The sequence below is a fragment of the Spirosoma knui genome (genome assembly GCF_054780635.1).
The window spans coordinates 38,836-55,501 of the sequence record NZ_BAAGVY010000003.1 but is presented as its reverse complement, the minus strand read 5'-3'; the positions used below and the strand labels follow the sequence as shown (position 1 = coordinate 55,501).

The 16,666-nt window shown below is 51.1% G+C and carries 12 protein-coding genes; 5 read left to right on the top strand and 7 right to left on the bottom strand.

Annotated features, from left to right (window positions below; genetic code table 11):
* Positions 1-4: 4 nt before the first annotated feature.
* The 3 genes from ACYVIY_RS08885 to ACYVIY_RS08875 all read right to left on the bottom strand — a co-directional run bounded on the left by ACYVIY_RS08885 (position 5) and on the right by ACYVIY_RS08875 (position 2,263).
* Complete coding sequence (locus ACYVIY_RS08885) at positions 5-700, bottom strand: 2-C-methyl-D-erythritol 4-phosphate cytidylyltransferase (RefSeq protein ID WP_460975970.1); 696 nt, start codon at positions 698-700, stop codon at positions 5-7.
* A gap of 40 nt (positions 701-740) precedes the next feature.
* Complete coding sequence (queA, locus tag ACYVIY_RS08880) at positions 741-1,784, bottom strand: tRNA preQ1(34) S-adenosylmethionine ribosyltransferase-isomerase QueA (RefSeq protein ID WP_460975969.1); 1,044 nt, start codon at positions 1,782-1,784, stop codon at positions 741-743.
* Positions 1,785-1,900: 116 nt separating this feature from the next.
* Positions 1,901-2,263 (bottom strand): hypothetical protein, encoded by a 363-nt coding sequence (locus ACYVIY_RS08875; protein WP_460975968.1) that lies wholly within the window; start codon positions 2,261-2,263, stop codon positions 1,901-1,903.
* A 205-nt stretch (positions 2,264-2,468) separates the two neighbouring features.
* On the opposite strand from ACYVIY_RS08875, the gene ACYVIY_RS08870 reads away from it, so the two are divergent.
* The gene (locus tag ACYVIY_RS08870; RefSeq protein ID WP_460975967.1) at positions 2,469-3,449 is read left to right on the top strand and encodes an SMP-30/gluconolactonase/LRE family protein; all 981 of its coding nucleotides are present in this window, start codon (positions 2,469-2,471) and stop codon (positions 3,447-3,449) included.
* Between the two features lie 73 nt (positions 3,450-3,522).
* On the opposite strand, the gene ACYVIY_RS08865 is transcribed toward ACYVIY_RS08870, so the two are convergent.
* The 3 genes from ACYVIY_RS08865 to ACYVIY_RS08855 all read right to left on the bottom strand — a co-directional run bounded on the left by ACYVIY_RS08865 (position 3,523) and on the right by ACYVIY_RS08855 (position 7,326).
* Positions 3,523-4,161, bottom strand: coding sequence for a 3-keto-disaccharide hydrolase (locus tag ACYVIY_RS08865; RefSeq protein ID WP_460975966.1), 639 nt, complete (start codon positions 4,159-4,161; stop codon positions 3,523-3,525).
* Positions 4,162-4,237: 76 nt separating this feature from the next.
* Entirely contained in the window at positions 4,238-4,729 is a 492-nt protein-coding gene (locus ACYVIY_RS08860; RefSeq protein WP_460975965.1) for a papain-like cysteine protease family protein, read from the bottom strand.
* Between the two features lie 113 nt (positions 4,730-4,842).
* Complete coding sequence (locus ACYVIY_RS08855; protein WP_460975964.1) at positions 4,843-7,326, bottom strand: alpha/beta hydrolase family protein; 2,484 nt, start codon at positions 7,324-7,326, stop codon at positions 4,843-4,845.
* 322 nt (positions 7,327-7,648) lie between these two features.
* Here ACYVIY_RS08855 and ACYVIY_RS08850 point away from each other — a divergent pair, with 322 nt between their 5' ends.
* The 3 genes from ACYVIY_RS08850 to crtD all read left to right on the top strand — a co-directional run bounded on the left by ACYVIY_RS08850 (position 7,649) and on the right by crtD (position 13,784).
* Positions 7,649-11,131 carry a PAS domain-containing protein gene (locus ACYVIY_RS08850; RefSeq protein ID WP_460975963.1) on the top strand — a complete coding sequence of 1,161 codons (3,483 nt, stop codon included), beginning with the start codon at positions 7,649-7,651 and terminating at the stop codon, positions 11,129-11,131.
* A 186-nt stretch (positions 11,132-11,317) separates the two neighbouring features.
* A complete protein-coding gene (locus ACYVIY_RS08845) occupies positions 11,318-12,208 on the top strand; it encodes a PE-PGRS family protein (RefSeq protein ID WP_460975962.1) in 891 nt (296 codons plus the stop codon).
* A gap of 70 nt (positions 12,209-12,278) precedes the next feature.
* Positions 12,279-13,784: a 1-hydroxycarotenoid 3,4-desaturase CrtD gene (gene crtD / locus ACYVIY_RS08840; RefSeq protein ID WP_460975961.1), complete on the top strand. Its 1,506-nt coding sequence runs from the start codon at positions 12,279-12,281 to the stop codon at positions 13,782-13,784.
* 94 nt (positions 13,785-13,878) lie between these two features.
* Here crtD and ACYVIY_RS08835 read toward each other — a convergent pair whose 3' ends face one another.
* On the bottom strand, positions 13,879-15,714 hold the full coding sequence (locus tag ACYVIY_RS08835) for an acyl-CoA dehydrogenase (protein WP_460975960.1): 1,836 nt from the start codon (positions 15,712-15,714) through the stop codon (positions 13,879-13,881).
* A gap of 156 nt (positions 15,715-15,870) precedes the next feature.
* On the opposite strand from ACYVIY_RS08835, the gene ACYVIY_RS08830 reads away from it, so the two are divergent.
* A complete protein-coding gene (locus ACYVIY_RS08830) occupies positions 15,871-16,422 on the top strand; it encodes a DUF2911 domain-containing protein (protein ID WP_460975959.1) in 552 nt (183 codons plus the stop codon).
* Positions 16,423-16,666: the final 244 nt, after the last annotated feature.

Genomic DNA, 16,666 nt, shown 5'->3' with positions numbered 1-16,666 from the left:
AGAGTTATCTCAGATCTTCCGGTGTAGTAATCTTTATATTCTCGTAGGAGCCTTCGATCAACGTAATGGGGAAGCCCGCATGCTCCATTACGCTGGCGCAGTCGGTGAAGAACGACTGCTCTTCGACCTGGAAGGCCGTCCGGAACCGCGCTAATTGAAACGTTTGTGGAGTTTGCACAAGCCGGTACTGACTGCGATCTACGGCCCGACTTCGGCCGTCGGCGTCAACAACCCGCACTGAATCTTTCACCGGCACACAGGTTACGGCTGATCCGGTACGGTCGGCCGTCTGGAAGCTTGCTTCAATAATCTCCGGCGAAATAAACGGACGCACCCCGTCGTGGACAGCCACTAAACCGTCCTGAGCGTCAATGCTACGTAATCCGTTCCGAACCGATTGAAAGCGCGTTGCACCACCCGGAATCGTCAGAATAGGAAAAGTAGTAGACGGGTAAAAATTGTGCTGTTCGCAGAGAGAGGCCCAGGTAAACAAATCGCGGGCTGGAAGCACAAGGATAAGCTGAGGTGCTGGTGAAACGGCCAGAAACCGCTCAATCGTACGCTGTAGAATGGGTTTGCCGTCAACCAGCAGAAACTGCTTTGGAATGTCGGTCTTCATCCGGCTGCCACTACCGCCGGCAACAATAATGGCAAAGCGTGGGGTGGTTTGAGGGTCTGGTTGTTTGTCGGATACCTGCATAAGGCAAACAAACAACCAAACCGACAAACAACCAAATGACCTATAAAATCAACATGGCATCGCCGTAGCTGAAGAAGCGATATTTCTCCTTGATGGCTACTTCGTAGGCATGTTTAATCAGCTCGTGTCCACCAAACGCACTGGTCATCATAATCAGGATCGACTCGGGCAAGTGTAGGCTGGTGAGCAGCGTATTGGCAATCTTGAAATCGTAAGGGGGGAAAATAAACTTGTCTGTCCAGCCCTCAACCGGTTTCAGGCGGCTGTTGGCCGATACCGACGATTCAATGGCTTTGAGGGATGTAGTGCCTACGGCGCATACCCGTTTGCCCGCGTCCAGAGCCGTATTAACCGTTTGAGCGGCTGGTTCGCCAATGCGGTAGTTTTCGGAATCCGTTTTATGTTTGGTCAGATCCTCCACGTCAACTTGCCGGAACGTACCCAGACCTACGTGAAGCGTAATGGGTGCAAAATGGATGCCTTTAATCTCCATTCGCTTCATCATGGCGCGGGTGAAGTGCAGGCCGGCGGTTGGAGCCGCTACGGCGCCAACGTGCTGAGCAAAAACGGTTTGGTATAGATCGCGGTCGGAGGTTTCTGCCTCCCGATTGATTTCGCGGGGTAGGGGAGTCTCGCCTAATTCGTCGACCGCTTTCATGAACTCTTCGTGGTTGCCGTCGAACAGAAAGCGAATGGTACGTCCCCGTGAGGTGGTGTTGTCAATGACTTCAGCCACCAGATCGCTATCCCCAAAATACAATTTATTACCTACGCGAATTTTCCGGGCTGGATCAACCAGGACATCCCAGAGTTTCATTTCGCGGTTCAGTTCGCGCAGCAGAAAAACCTCGATTTTAGCACCGGTTTTCTCTTTATTTCCATAGAGCCGGGCCGGAAACACTTTGGTGTCGTTAATCACCATCACATCACCGTCGCCGAAATAGCTCAGTATATCCGAAAATTGCTTGTGTTCAATGGTTTTGGTTTTGCGGTCAACGACCATCAATCGTGATTCACCCCGTTCAACCGGGTACTTGGCAATGAGACTTTCGGGTAAATCAAATTTGAATTCGGATAACTTCATGGTATATCAGCACGAAAAAGAACGACGCGTTTTTTGTAAAGGCCGCAAATATAAGAAAAAAGTCCGGGAAATTTGATATGTTCCGGACTTTTTTCTTGCAAATATGACAAAAACGTTTATTGGTCTGTTGGTAACGTATCAATTGGTTTAACGGCTCCATCGGTATTGACCTCAGCCCGGTCACTTACGTTGAACTTCGCCATTAACTCCGGTGACACTTCGTTCGCGTAGGTGCCCTGCGCCGACACGAACACGCCTTTCATGCCATTGGAGGCCGTAATGGCGTACAAGGTCATCTCGTCGCCGGGGTCAGATGTGCCCTCGAACCGGTGAAATTCGTCTACGTTAAACTCTTCACTTTTTAGTTTTGTCTCGGTACTCTTTTCTTCCAGGAAATCTTTCTTGGGGCCAAATTCGTGAGTGTAACCGCGTGCCCGCAGGTCTTCCATGGCTTCGGTTAAGGTGGTGAAATGTTCCATAACATTCTAGTGGTTATCTAAAGCTCATAACTCAAAAAAAGACAGATGGTTTTACTGCTGGTCAGGTACTGAGCTACGGTAGTCAGCCGCGATACGTAGAGAGACCAGCGGATTAAATTTTTTTGAAACAAAAAGGTTAAGTAACTATTTGTGTCTCTGGCATACGTAATGCCTGTCTATATCACATACACTTAACGTTTATTCAATGAAAACGAACTGGTTTACGCCTGTAACCGTACTGATTACGGCCTGTGGTCTATCGGCCTGCGAAGATCACCGCGACAGCCCCAATGCACCCTTCCCCGAACGTATAAATTTTATCGCTGAGCGACAATATCCGGAAGGCATTACGTATTCGGCGCAGCTGGGAAAATTCCTGGTTACGTCGGTAACGCAGGGCAAAATCGGGACGGTCGATACGGATGGCCGATACCAGGATCTTCTATCAGACCCGGCGCTTATCAGTTGTAACGGAATTAAAGTAGCCGACGGTCGCATACTCGTCTGCAACAACGATCAGGGTGCTTCGGACAAAAGCACACCCCAAACCATTCGCCAGACGGCCGAACTGGTGGTATTTAATTTGAACACTCGTCAGTTAGAACGCCGGATTGACCTCGATGCCCTGTTACCCGCGGCCGAACCTAATTTCGCCAACGACCTCACCCTGGCACCCGATGGTACTGTCTACGTAACGGATTCGTTTTCGCCGGTTATCTACAAAGTGACTTCAACCGGAGAAGCAAGCATTCTGGTTCGGGACGACACGCGATTTTCCAGCCCGACCTTTGGTTTGAATGGAATTGTTTACCACCCCAACGGCTACCTTATCGTCGCCAATACAGGACAGGGGAAGCTGTATAAGGTTGATTTACAGAACGGGAACGCGGTATCGGAGATTACAGGCACGGGTGCGCTGCCCGGTGATGGACTGACCTTGTTCAATAATGATCTGTACGTAGTAACGGGCGGGGGAAGCCGCGTTGCGCAGGTACGTAGCAGCGACAACTGGCAGACGGCCTCGATTGTAAAAACGGATGAAAACGGCTATTTCCAAGCGACGACAAATGTTGCCGTGAATGGCCGGGTATATACTATCAATGCGCGCATCGGTGAAATCGGCGCAGCCATGGGCGATCGGTCTAAACTACAGTCCCGCGATTACAGCATCCAGCAATTCAGATAACAGGGTATAAAAAGCGGACGCAAATGAGCCAATACCTCACTTGCGTCCGACTTTTTTACGGCTGCCGATTTGGTTAATCGGGCAGTACTTTCAGCATAATGTCTTTGAACATCACTTTACTCTTGGGGTCATGGCCTTGGAGGGCAACCGTGCCGCTACTGAGCTTTTTGCCTGAATTGCTTCGGCTGATGCTGTCGGGCTCGGTATAATTGTTAATGACCTTGTCGTTGATCTTGATGGTCACATTTTTACCCTTAACGATGATGTGCTCTGTATACCATTCATCGTCTTTCACGTACACATCTTTCACATCCTGAAGGGCATACACACTGCCAGTTTTGCGCCAGTCGGTATGCGTCTGGTTGACCTGAATTTCGTAACCCTGAGACGGCCACCCTTTTTCCTGATAAGCCGTGTGGATAAACATGCCCGAGTTGGCACCGGGCATTGTTTTCACCTGTGCTTTCCACTCAAAATTTTTGAAATTATGGTTATTAACCGGTCCATCGTAGAATAGGTGAGCGCGGGGGCCAAATACAACGATAGCTCCGTCCTGAACACTGAACGTAGCGGGGTTTTCGGCGGCTTTCCAGCCGTTGAGCGTCTTTCCGTCGAAGAGGCTAACCCATCCATCGGCTTGTGGCCGAATCAAGGCGAGGCTCGAAAGACCAAGTAGCAGCACAGCGGCAATTGCAAAAAAGCGGATTTTCATAAAAACGGGCGTTTGTCTTTATACTCTAAAGACAAACGCCCGAAAACCTAATCATTTTGTTTACGAGAACGTAACGTTACCCCCACCAAAATGCGTGTTCAAAGGCATTGGGGTGCGTTTTTTTGAAATCCGCGAAGGTCGTAACGCCCATGCTGGCTTGCCCATCGGGTTTAGGATCACTCCAGTACACTTTGCCGTTTTTAACCCCGGTGATCACAAAGAAATGGGAATCGTTACCACTGCCCGCCAACCGGCCCGCTACCATCACCGGCGATAGGATGATCTTGTTGCTTACTACACTGGTATCGCCATATAATCGCTGGTATTGTAAGCGGTTTCTGGACGCAAATTCCGTTAGAATGCCGCTATCCATGAGTAACCCCTGGTTTTGACCGAGCCAGCTATCGTGATAATTTACAGAATTATCATAAAGCGATACTGGCCAAGGCATTCCAGAATAATACCCCCAATAGATATTATACATGTTCATAGAATGCGTAGCGGCCAGCCAGCAGCCGTACTTATAGCTTTGCGGAAAAATAGTGAAGTTGTGACGACGATCTGCCATGCGTAATAAAGACTAAAGGTATTTGATAGTGATCTGTTAGTCGTGAATTTACAGATCAGGCAAACATCAAGTAATCACTTTGTTAAGAACGGTCAATCGTCGGTAGGCTTCGTTTATTTACCGCCACCGAGCTTACCGGCTTGGGGGCCGCCCTGAGCCATTGGCGCATTTTTTACGTATTTGTCAAGCCAGCCATTCATCTCGTATAGCATGTGCAGCAGCGATTCCTTCGCGGTGTAGCCGTGGCTTTCGTAAGGCAGAAATACGAGTTTCGTGGTGGCACCGAATCCCTTCAGGGCGTTGTAATACCGCTCCGACTGGATTGGGAACGTACCGGTATTGTTATCCGCTTCGCCATGAACCAGCAACAACGGCGTTTTCATTTTGTCGGCGTTCATGAAGGGTGACATCTTGTTGTACACCTCCGGAGCCTGCCAGTAGCTGCGCTGTTCGTTCTGGAATCCGAATGGCGTCAGGGTGCGGTTATACGCGCCACTGCGGGCAATACCGCCTTTGAACAGCTTACTATGCGTTAAGAGGTTCGCGGTCATAAAAGCGCCGTACGAGTGACCACCTACGCCAACCCGGCTTGAATCGACAACGCCCAGCCGGACGCCTTCGTCAATGGCCGCTTTAGCACTGGCTACCAATTGCTCAACGTACGTATCGTTGGGCTCTTTATCGCCTTCACCAACGATCGGGATGCTGGCGTTATCGAGAATTGCGTAACCCATCGTGACAAACGCAGCCGCGCCCCAGTAGCTGATCCGATTGAACTGATACGGCGATCCGGAGACTTGACTGGCCGCATCTTTACTTTTGAATTCAGCCGGGTACGCCCACAAAAACGTTGGGAGCGGACCTTGTTCTTTCTTATAACCAGCGGGCAGATACAACGTAGCCGTCAGGTCAACGCCGTCGTTACGTTTGTAGCGAAGCTGTTGTTTCTGAACGCCCTTTAATTGTGGGTATGGATGCGGAAACTGCGTAACCTGAATGGGCGCGATACGCGCTTTCAGGTTACGGACGAAGTAGTTCGGATTTTCGTCCGGGGTTTCGCGCGTGGTCAGAATCACCTGCTTAGCCGCATCGAGTATAGCCACGGGCCGTTCGAAATACGGTGCAGTTGACCGCCAAAGCTGTTTTGACTGTTTGGTTTTCAGGTTTAACAAGCTTACAAACGGACGGTCGCCTTCGGACGAAGCACCCTGCGTGTTGATCAGAAAAATATCATTGTTCGGCAGTAGGTTCAGCACCTCCCGGCCGTATTGGTTGTGTTTTGTATCGGGGTCACCTGGGTTGCTATACCGGTCTTCGTAGGAGCGATCAAACAGCACGTCGGTCTGCCAGTTACTGGGGTTAACCGTTTTGGTGAGTTCTTTACGGGTTTGCCACCAGCGTTCACTGGCCAGCGCTACCGACTCATTGCCCCACACAAAATTGTCGAACCGGAACTGAGCTGCGTAGATCTCTTTCGGCTGAGCCGAGAAAGGCGCGTCGGTCAGGTAGACTTTGTCCCGAACGTCAGCTTTCACCTTTGGATCGCCGTTATCCTGCGCAACGGTGTAATAAACGGAAGCCGGGGCATCGGCCCGCCAGTTGAAATCGCGCGGACCCGTCGGAGCACCATCCCGGCTGTAGGGTACGCTTTCCTGCAACGGACCATCATTCAGCGTTTTGACTAACGAACCGGTAATGGCGTAAACTTCGGTTTTCAACGGAAAGCGGTACACCGGCACCAGGTACGAAAACGGCGTATGCACCGTTTCGATCATCACGTATTGCCCGTTCGGCGAGGGGTCGGCAGAGGCAATGATACCCGGCTGACCAATCGGAGTCGCCTGACCGTCGAGGGTTAACCGAACCACCTGTGCCGTGGCGTAATACGCAAACTGTCGTTCGTCCGAGGGATTTTTGAGCAGATCCTGATACGTTGGCGCCTGTCCACGCTTGCCGCCTACGTTCTCCTGAACCGTTGGACCAACCGGTACGCGGCTCTCTTCCGGAGCTTTACCGCGCGAAGCGGGTATCGTTTTTACAATCAGACTTTTGCTGTCGGATACCCACCGGTAGGGCGTACCCATCACGGCGTTCAGCGCAGCAGTGCCTACTTTGGTCACCGTTGCCGTTGCGACATCCGCTACGTAGAGATCAATCCGGGTATCGGTCGAGTTGGCGAAGGCGAACTTTGTTTCGTCGGGTGACCACTGCACGTAGCTGATCTGCGCATTGGCAGGCAACCCCTTTATGGCTACTTCATCTTTGGCCGTCAGCTTTTTCAGCTTCAGACCCGTTACGTAACGGGCACGGCTTGGGCCATTGTTCGCCGGATTCATGCGTAAGCCCGCCAGCTTAAGTTCGGGCTGGGCCAGCTCCGCAATGGTTGGGGCGGCAGCCTGCTCCAGAATCAGCATAACATCGCCTTTGCCGGTAACACTAACGCCCGGCGTTGGCGGCACTGTAACCAGATCAGCCAGTGGTTTCGGGGGCGTCTGGTACGTAGGGGCGTCCTGGGCATATAAGGCGGGGGCCAGCCCCAAAAAAACGGCCACTATAAGCAGCTGGTTCTGCCAGAAGGTAGTTGGATGAGAAATCATTCGTTAGACGAGTGTTGTAAGAAGTAAAAATAAGGCGAAACGGCCACGAAGTGAAGCGTTTTATTGAAAGTATAGTGTATTTGGCTACGAATGCGCTGTTGATACTGCCGACTTGATAAACGGGGTCATGAATAAATTCTAGAGTTCAGCAATTGTAACCTAAATGGCCGTTTGCCAAAAAATACAGCGTTGACCGGTAAGCCAATCGATTGATTTGAAGCCTGTTGATTCGTCCTCGATCGTCCAGAGAGTCCAGGAAAAAATGAGTATGGTGTAAAATAAGTAACTTGCTATACTTATCAGCGTCTGTGTTACGTCTTCTATGTCAACCGATCAGCCTTCTGCTGCCTTTTTTGCTCAATTTCTTGATGCTCTTCCTGATTCAGCTTTCTATTTGAAATCGGTTCGTACGGACCAGGACGAGTTAATCGATTTTCTGATCGCTTACAGTAACGATAAAGGACGTACCATAATCAAATGGTTGTTTCAGGCTGATGTCGGCGAGCGGGTGTTTGGGGGAGACAGCCAGCGCCAGGAATTCCTGCAGCCAATTTTTCGCCAGTACGTGGCCGTTCTACAGACCGGCAAATCACAGGAATTTAATTTTTTAAGCCCGTTGGGTCATGGTCTTGTCCATGTTACTCGTTCGCGGATGGGTGACGGTATTCTTGTGGTTGTCAGGAACGCAAATCAGCAGGATCAACAACTCTCGATTCAACCCGCAGTAGCCGATTTGCTGAATGGTATTTTAGAGGCATCCCTGAACGGTATCATTATGTACGAGGCTATCCGGAATGAGTTTAGAACTATCGTCGATTTTCGGTTTGTTCGGCTCAACACGGCTGCCAGGCAGATGATGGCGCTGAGTGATGACGTTGTCGGTAAGCCGATGCTCGATGAACTGCCGGGTGTTAAAGAGGCTGGTTTATTCGATCAATTTGTCCAGGTGGTTGAATCAGGATATCCGACCCGGTTCGAGACATCATATCCCAAGACTGACCAGCCTTCCTGGTACGAAATGTCCGTTGTGAAGCTTGGTGACGGCTTTGTAGTTACCTTCAACGACATTACCGAACGGAGACAGGCGACTCTGGAGGTAGAACGTGCCGTCCGCAGCACCAGGCAACAGGCCGACCTGCTTCGCAGCGTATTGAATAACTCTCCCAGCGGAATCAAAGCGCTGGAAGCCGTTCGTGACGAGGCTGGTCAGATTATTGATTTTTCCATCAGGGTCATCAACGAAGCCGGGGCTGATATTCGCGGGCGAGCTGTTCACGAACTGGTTGGTCAACGTGCACTAGCGACTTTTCCGGGGCTTCGCGAGGCCGGTTTGTTCGACAAATACGTCCAGGTGGTTGAGTCGGGTGAGCCACGCCACCTTCAGGCCGTATACTACGGAGGTGTATGGTACACAATGGACCTTTCCCCCTTTGGCGATGGCCTTGTAGTTACGTATACCGACATTAGTGAAAGCAAACAGGCTGCTTTAAAAATTGAGCAGCAGGCCAACTTCCTGAATAGTATCCTGGATGCCAGCTCAAACGGCATTGTTGCCGAGCGGGCAATTCGAAATGAGGATGGCGAGATCGTGGATTTCCTGATCGAGTCCACTAACCAGCAGGCGGCCAAGATTGTGCAGTTAACCGTCGACGAAATGTTGGGTCGTAGTGATCTGGAGCTTCATCCGCGTCTGCGCGAAACGGGGATTTTCGACGTTTATGTTAAAACGCTGGAGACCGGCGAGCCTCAGTTCATCGAAACGTACTACAACGATGGTCGGCTGGATCAATGGGTCAATGTCAATACGCGCAAAATTGGTCAGGATGAATTAGTTGTTACGTTCTCGTCAGTCACCGATTTTAAACGAGCCCAGCAGGCACTTGAGGAGGCTGCCAAAGACAATAAACGACAGGCCGATCTGCTCAACAGCATTCTCAACAGTTCGTACAGCGGCATCATGTCTTTAGACGCTATTCGAGACGAGGCTGGGTCAATTGTTGATTTTCAGTACAGGGTTGGAAATGCATCGGCCGGGCAATTGCTGGGCTTTCCGCTTGAAACGCTGCTGGCCAATACGCTGCTAACGAACCTGCCCGGTACAATCGAGTCGGGCATGTTTTCGCTGTATGTCCAAACGGTTGAAAGCGGTGAGCCAAAGCGCGACGTAATTCGGTATAACTACGATGGACTCGACCACTGGTTTGACGTATCGACCCGCCAGCTCGGCGACGGACTGGTAGTGACCTTTACCGACGTTACCGAGCAGAAGCGGGCGTCGCTGGACATCGAGCAAACCGCGGATCTGCTTCAGGCCATTGTAAACAGCTCACCCACGGCACTGGTGTTGTATGAGCCAATCCGGAACCGCGGGGAGACGGTTGTCGATTTCAGATATAAGTTCGCGAATCCGGTTGCCGCTGCGGCCACGGGCCGACCGCTGGACTACATGCAGGGGAACACGCTCTTTACCATGTTTCCTGTAGCCGCGCAGCAAGGATTTTTTGATCGGCTGCAAGCCGTATTACAGACGGGTGAACCTCAGCAGTTCGAACAGCATTTCCTGGGCGATGACGTCGATTTGTGGGCCGAGATTACCATGGTCAAACAGGGTTCGGACGTGCTTGCCGTGTTTCAATACATCACGGAGCTGAAGCGGGCGCAGCAGCAGCTCGAACGACTGACCACTGAATTACAAACCGTTATCGATACATCCCAAACGGGCATTTTTCTGTTTACGCCGGTTCGTGACGAAGCGGGTGAAATAGTGGATTTTCGCTTTCGGGTGGCCAACCGCCAATTATCGTCGTACGTCGGTCAGTCTCCCCAAGCGGTCATTGGCGCACTGGGCAGTACGTGGTTTCCCGATTACAAGACCAATACCTTGTTTGAACGTTACCGGCACACCTACGTTACCGGCGAAACGCTGCGGTTCGATTTTCATTATTACGGCAGCGGAATCGACGTTTGGCTCGACATCATGTCGACCAAGATGGGCGATGAAGTCCTGGTAACCTTCGGCGATTACACCCCGCTGAAACGGCTACAGCAGCAACTCGAAACGTCGGTCATCGACCTGCAGCGATCCAATAAGAACCTGGAACAGTTCGCCTATGTAGCGTCTCACGATTTACAGGAGCCGTTGCGCAAAATTCAGGCATTTGGCGATGTTATACAGAATCAGTACGCTCCTTTACTAGGTCCCGAAGGCAGTGATATTGTTAACCGTATGCAGTCGGCAGCGGCTCGGATGCAGGTCCTGATTAAGGATGTGCTGGCATACTCACGCATTGCAACCAAACGCGAAGCGATCCATCCGGTGAACCTGAACATCTTGATTCAGGATGTGCTGACCGACCTCGAAAATGCCATTGAGGAAAAACAGGCCAGCGTACTTGTCGACACTCTGCCCAATGTGAACGGGGACCTGGCGCAGCTGCGTCAATTGTTTCAGAACCTCATCAGCAACTCGCTCAAGTTTGTGCAGACTGGCCGCGCCGAAGGTCCAAAAATTACGATTACGGCGAAACGCGTAAAAGGGCATCAGGCAACGATCACGGTTTTACCCGCCGATCTGGACCGTGAGTTTCACCTCATCGAGGTAGTCGACAACGGTATCGGATTCGAGCCGCACCACGCCGAGCGGATATTCCAGGTGTTTCAGCGGCTGCACAGCCGATCCGACTATCAGGGAACGGGCATTGGTTTAGCCATCGTTCAGAAAGTGGTTGAAAACCACCAGGGATACATTGCCGCCGAAGGGCGGCCTGGCGAAGGGGCTACTTTCCGGGTATTCCTCCCGGCGTAGTGGCAAAGAACTGAGCCGACCGCATCGTTTGCTGACCGATTAGTAAAGCGATACGTTGCCCGTTACTGCGAAAACAAGCCCTGAGCGTGAACAAGACGAACATATTTGGGTAGTATTATTAAACACCGATTTACTATTTCGTTGCTTGTTTCGTTACTTTGACGACAGAATTAACCTGAGTACTTCATGCGTAATCTTGTTTTGGTGATTGGCTTATTGGCCATGGTGTCGTGCAAACTGGAAGTTGCCAGCGTTTACACCGCGCAATTTTCATCCGAACCGACTGTTGCACAAGTGCAGCCCGGCCAGATCGACGAAGCGTCTGGCATGGCCGACAGCCGAAGCCAACCTGGTAACCTATGGATCGAGCAGGATAGTGGGAGTCCGGCCGAACTGGCCTTGCTGGGCTACGATGGTAAAGTGAAAGGGAAAATCAAGATTCCGCAGTTTAGTAACCGGGATTGGGAGGAACTGGCCATTGGCCCTGGTCCGCAGGATGGCGTGAATTACATTTATATTGGCGAGATAGGCGATAACGAAGCCCAGCACCAGATCAGTCAGATATATCGGTTACCCGAGCCTGCTAACCTGCAAACGCCTATCACGCAGATCGAGCGGATCAACTTTCGCTACCCCGATGGTCCGCGCGATGCCGAAGCCATGTTTGTGGAGCCGCAAACTAAAGACATCTACATTATCACGAAGCGGGAGCAGAACGTACGCCTGTACCGGCTCAAGTATCCGCAGAACGTAAACGAAGTAACGGTAGCCGAGCCGTTGGGTGAGCTGCCTTCGTTCGGAGATGGCCTGACGGGCTACGTTACCGGAGCCGCTATTTCGCCGGATGGTTCCGAGATTTTGATACGTACCTACGCCAACGTCCTTTACTGGAGACGCGATGCCGGCCAAAGCGTTGCCGATGCGTTGCAGTATGGTACGGCGCGCCGGTTAACGTCGCGTCTGGAGCCGCAGGGTGAAGCCATTTGTTTTGAAAAAGACGGTAAGGGCTTCTTTACCATCAGCGAACGCGCGGGTGCATCCTCCGTCAACTTGTATTATTACGGGCGCCAGCAATAAACATTATGGGCTGAATCGGGTAGTAAAGATGGATGACGCTTATCTGTCTATCTACACGATTCATCTCTGAATGAAAGCTGCTGTTATTGGAGCCGGTATTGGCGGTATTGCCGCATCGATACGATTAGCTGTAAAAGGATATACGGTTGATGTTTTCGACGCTAATGCGTATCCGGGCGGTAAACTCTCCTCGTTTGAGCAACTGAATGCTCACCAACAAGCTTATCGCTTCGATGCCGGTCCGTCGCTGTTCACCATGCCGCAACTGGTGGATGAATTGTTCGAACTGGCCGGCCGAAACCCCGCTGATTACTTTAACTACGTCCGCCTGGACGAAACCTGCCGTTACTTCTGGGACGATGGCACGCGCCTGACGGCCTGGGCTGACCAAGAGCGCTTTGGCCAGGAGGTCGAATCGGTACTCGGTGAACCGGCCGAACACCTGCATCGCCACCTAAAGGACAGTGCCCTGAAATTCAACGTAACGGAGAAGCTGTTTTTGCATCGGTCACTGCATAAAGCATCGACCTGGCTTAATCGGCACGCACTTCGAGGGTATATAAACCTGCCCAACTTAGGCGTCTTCGGTACCATGAACGAAGCCAACGAAGAGCGGTTCAGTCATCCGAAGCTGGTGCAGTTGTTTAACCGCTACGCTACGTATAACGGCTCCAATCCTTATCAGACTCCGGCCACGCTGAATATTATTCCACATCTGGAATATAACATCGGTGCGTTTTTTCCAACGAATGGTATGGTCGGGATTACCAGCAGCCTGGTGCAACTGGCTGAAGATTTAGGCGTTCGTTTTCACCTGAATACGCGGGTTACCCAGATCAATACCAACGGGACTAAAGCGGTTAGTCTCACCATCCAGGAGTCAGCAAAAGCAGACAGCGCGCCGGTAACAAGTTCTGTCCCCTTCGACCTGTGTATTTCCAACATGGACGTAGTGAATACGTTTCGTAAGCTCTTGCCGAACGCCCGCCAGCCGGAGCGGATTCTGCGTCAGCCTAAGTCGAGTTCGGGCCTGATTTTCTACTGGGGTGTCCGGAAAACCTTTCCTGGTCTCGGCTTGCATAACATATTTTTCAGCAACGATTATCGGGCGGAGTTTGAGCATCTTTTCAACCGGAACCAGTTGTATCACGACCCTACTATTTACCTGAACATTACGTCGAAATGCAAACCGGACGATGCACCGGAGGGCTGTGAAAACTGGTTCATTTTGCTCAATGTGCCCAACAATACCGGTCAGGAGTGGGACGCCATTATCGAGCAAGCCCGGTGGGATGTTATCCAGAAGCTGAGTTACAATCTGGGCGTAGATATTGAGCCGTTGATCGAAACCGAAGCGATACTGGACCCGCGCAGCATTGAAGCAAAAACGGCCTCCTCGCAGGGGGCGCTGTATGGCAATAGCAGTAACAACCGGTTTGCCGCCTTTCTACGGCACCCTAACTTTTCGCGCCAGTTCTCCAATCTGTACTTCGTGGGCGGAAGTGTTCACCCCGGCGGTGGAATCCCTCTTTGTTTGCTATCCGCCAAGATCGCTACTGACCTGATCAGGAAGTAGGGTCGAATCTCGGGCTAAAGGAATTATAATACACTGCGTTTCCGGGTATAAACCAACCGCCACTTCGCGAAGTGGCGGTTGGTTTAGCGCTTACTTACAGCGCCAGTTCTTTCTCTGACACAATTGTTAAAACTTCCGGGTCTTTAAGCCGCGTAGCAAGACCTAACGTCTTTGGCACTTCGTAGTGGAAATAAAACTTCATCGTGTGAATCTTTCCTTCGTAGAAGGCCAGTTCATCGCCCTGAGGGTTTTGCGCGAGCAACGCTTGCCTGGCCACTACGGCTTGTTTCAGCCACTGCCAGGCTACGACCACAATACCAAACAACTCCAGAAACAACGTAGCGTCGGCCAGATAACGCTCGATATCGCCTTTCGTCGCATGGGGCATGATGGACATGATAACCTCTTGAGTACGGGTTAGCTCTGCTGCCAACTGGTCGGCGTAAGGCTTCAGGTCATCGTATGTGCTGCCAGCGGCAATGGTCCTGCTGATTTCAGCAAAGAGCAACTGGGGGGCTTTACCGCCCTTCATAGTCATCTTACGACCCAGCAAATCCTGCGCCTGTATGCCGGTGGTTCCTTCGTAAATCGGCGTTATACGAATGTCGCGGTATAACTGCTCAACCGGAAAGTCTTCGGTATAACCGTAGCCTCCGAATGTCTGTAGGCTTTGACTCACCGATTGCACGCCCATCTCCGATGGGTAGGACTTGGCAACCGGCATGAGCAGATCAAGCATCAGAAAGGCGTTTTCTTTCTCCTCACCCTCCGCAACCTGACTGATGTCATACAAGCGGGCCGCTTCAACCAGCAACGACAGTGACCCTTCGGTAACTGCCTTCTGGAACAACAGCATCCGTCGAACATCGGGGTGGTTGATAATAGGCGTTTGTGGAGCGTCGAGCAGGTTTTTCTCGTTCAGCCGCCGATTTTGCGGGCGTTCTTTGGCGTATTGCAGCGCAGCGTGGTAGGCGGCCGTGGCAATTGCCGCTGCTGTCATGCCGACACCGATACGTGCTTCGTTCATCATTTGAAACATGTAGGGCAGACCCCGATGCGGTTCGCCAACCAGATACCCGATCGTGTTGTCGTTGGAGCCCATAGTCAAGTGCATGGCGGGCACGCCTTTCTGGCCCATCTTATGGTACACACCCGTCGACTGCACGTCGTTATCAACAAAATTTCCCGGCGTGGATTCGTCTGGCGTAGACTCACCATTTACAGCCGGCCGGTATTTGGGCACGACAAACAACGAAATGCCTTTCGTTCCCTTAGGCGCTCCATCGATGCGGGCCAGCATCAGGTGAATGATATTGTCGGCTGCATCGTGGTCGCCAGCCGAGATAAATACCTTCTGACCGTTGATTTTGTACGTACCGTCTGCCAGTGGAGTTGCCGAGGTAGTTACGTCTGAAAGCGACGAACCCGCCTGCGGTTCGGTTAGGGCCATAGTACCCTGCCACTTACCTGCCAGCATATTCGGTACGTAGAACTCGATCAGTTCCGGCGAGCCGAAGGACGTAATGAGGTGAGCGGCTCCTGACGTAAGGCCCGAGTACATCATGCCATTGTTGGCCGCCATCAGAATAAAGCCCATACTAGAACTGATCATCTGGGGCAGTTGCTGACCACCGTGCTCAAATGACAGACCCGCCCCGATCAGACCCGCTTCGCCCAGGGCTCGCATGAACTCCTTGATCTTGGGATGAACCGTAACCTGCCCGTTTCGCAATTCAGGCTGGTTCTGATCGACCTCTTTCAGGTACGGATGCATGAGGTTGTCGGCAATGTACGTAGCCGAGTCCAGCACCATATTGAACGTTTCCTTGTCGTGGGCGCTGAAATAATCATATTGTGTCAATTCCTCGGCTTTGAATACGTCATGAAGTAGGAATTGCAGATTACGTTTACTGAAATACGGCGTTGCCATACGGAGAAGAGATGCTAAATTAAGAGTTAGTATGCGTGCATACCATTTAAGAGTAAAAATACCAACTTACAGGCTAATCTTTATATTGTTCTCAAAAAACTATCGTTTACTTTGCAACGTATCCTAAAATACACTTAACAAACCAACAGCTTAAATATGAAAAATCTAGTTGCAGTGTTCGTTTTCCTGTTTGCGATGGTATCGCTGGCCCAGGCACAAGATAAAAAAGCGCCAGCCAGCCCACGTATTACGGCCGAAAGCCCCGATAAGTCTATCAAAGTGATGTATGGTCAGCCGTCTAAGAAAGGCCGGGTCATTTTCGGGGCCGAGGGATCGAGCAGCTTGGAAAAGTACGGAAAAGTATGGCGGACCGGAGCGAATGAAGCCACTGAGGTTACGTTCAAAAACGACGTTATGTTCGGCGGTAAAATGGTGAAAGCTGGTACGTATACCTTATTTTCCATTCCCGGCGAGAAGGAGTGGAGCGTTCTGCTGAACAGCACGCTGGGTCAGTGGGGAGCCTATGATTACGAAAAAATCAAAGGCAATGACGTAGCGATGGTGAAAGTACCGGTTTCGATGAGCAAATCGCCAATCGAAAAGCTGACTATTACGCCCTCGAACAATAGCATCGCTATTGCCTGGGATAACATGACCGTTTCGGTACCTGTGATGAAGCACGGCCAGTCTGGCGGTTCTGGTAACTAATTTTAATTTGAATCCAATAACAGACAAGCCCGATCTAATAGATCGGGCTTGTCTGTTATAAGCTACTGTAAATGAATAAGTTGTAAATTACGAGTAGGTTGTTTAGCTTAGTCAGATTATTCGCCAGGAGTTTGTTCGTAATTAGGTACAGAGTTTATTGACCAGTAAAGAACTAAATGACGGGTAAGTAATTAACAAACAAACGTTTATAGCGTTATTTGTGTAGTCGAAAACCAACCAGCCG

Coding starts and splice junctions, on each gene's coding strand:
- ACYVIY_RS08830 (WP_460975959.1), top strand. CDS start 15,871: ATGAAAAATCTAGTTGCAGTGTTCGTTTTCCTGTTTGCGATGGTATCG.
- ACYVIY_RS08885 (WP_460975970.1), bottom strand. CDS start 700: ATGCAGGTATCCGACAAACAACCAGACCCTCAAACCACCCCACGCTTT.
- ACYVIY_RS08875 (WP_460975968.1), bottom strand. CDS start 2,263: ATGGAACATTTCACCACCTTAACCGAAGCCATGGAAGACCTGCGGGCA.
- queA (WP_460975969.1), bottom strand. CDS start 1,784: ATGAAGTTATCCGAATTCAAATTTGATTTACCCGAAAGTCTCATTGCC.
- ACYVIY_RS08850 (WP_460975963.1), top strand. CDS start 7,649: ATGTCAACCGATCAGCCTTCTGCTGCCTTTTTTGCTCAATTTCTTGAT.
- ACYVIY_RS08860 (WP_460975965.1), bottom strand. CDS start 4,729: ATGGCAGATCGTCGTCACAACTTCACTATTTTTCCGCAAAGCTATAAG.
- ACYVIY_RS08835 (WP_460975960.1), bottom strand. CDS start 15,714: ATGGCAACGCCGTATTTCAGTAAACGTAATCTGCAATTCCTACTTCAT.
- ACYVIY_RS08845 (WP_460975962.1), top strand. CDS start 11,318: ATGCGTAATCTTGTTTTGGTGATTGGCTTATTGGCCATGGTGTCGTGC.
- ACYVIY_RS08855 (WP_460975964.1), bottom strand. CDS start 7,326: ATGATTTCTCATCCAACTACCTTCTGGCAGAACCAGCTGCTTATAGTG.
- ACYVIY_RS08870 (WP_460975967.1), top strand. CDS start 2,469: ATGAAAACGAACTGGTTTACGCCTGTAACCGTACTGATTACGGCCTGT.
- ACYVIY_RS08865 (WP_460975966.1), bottom strand. CDS start 4,161: ATGAAAATCCGCTTTTTTGCAATTGCCGCTGTGCTGCTACTTGGTCTT.
- crtD (WP_460975961.1), top strand. CDS start 12,279: ATGAAAGCTGCTGTTATTGGAGCCGGTATTGGCGGTATTGCCGCATCG.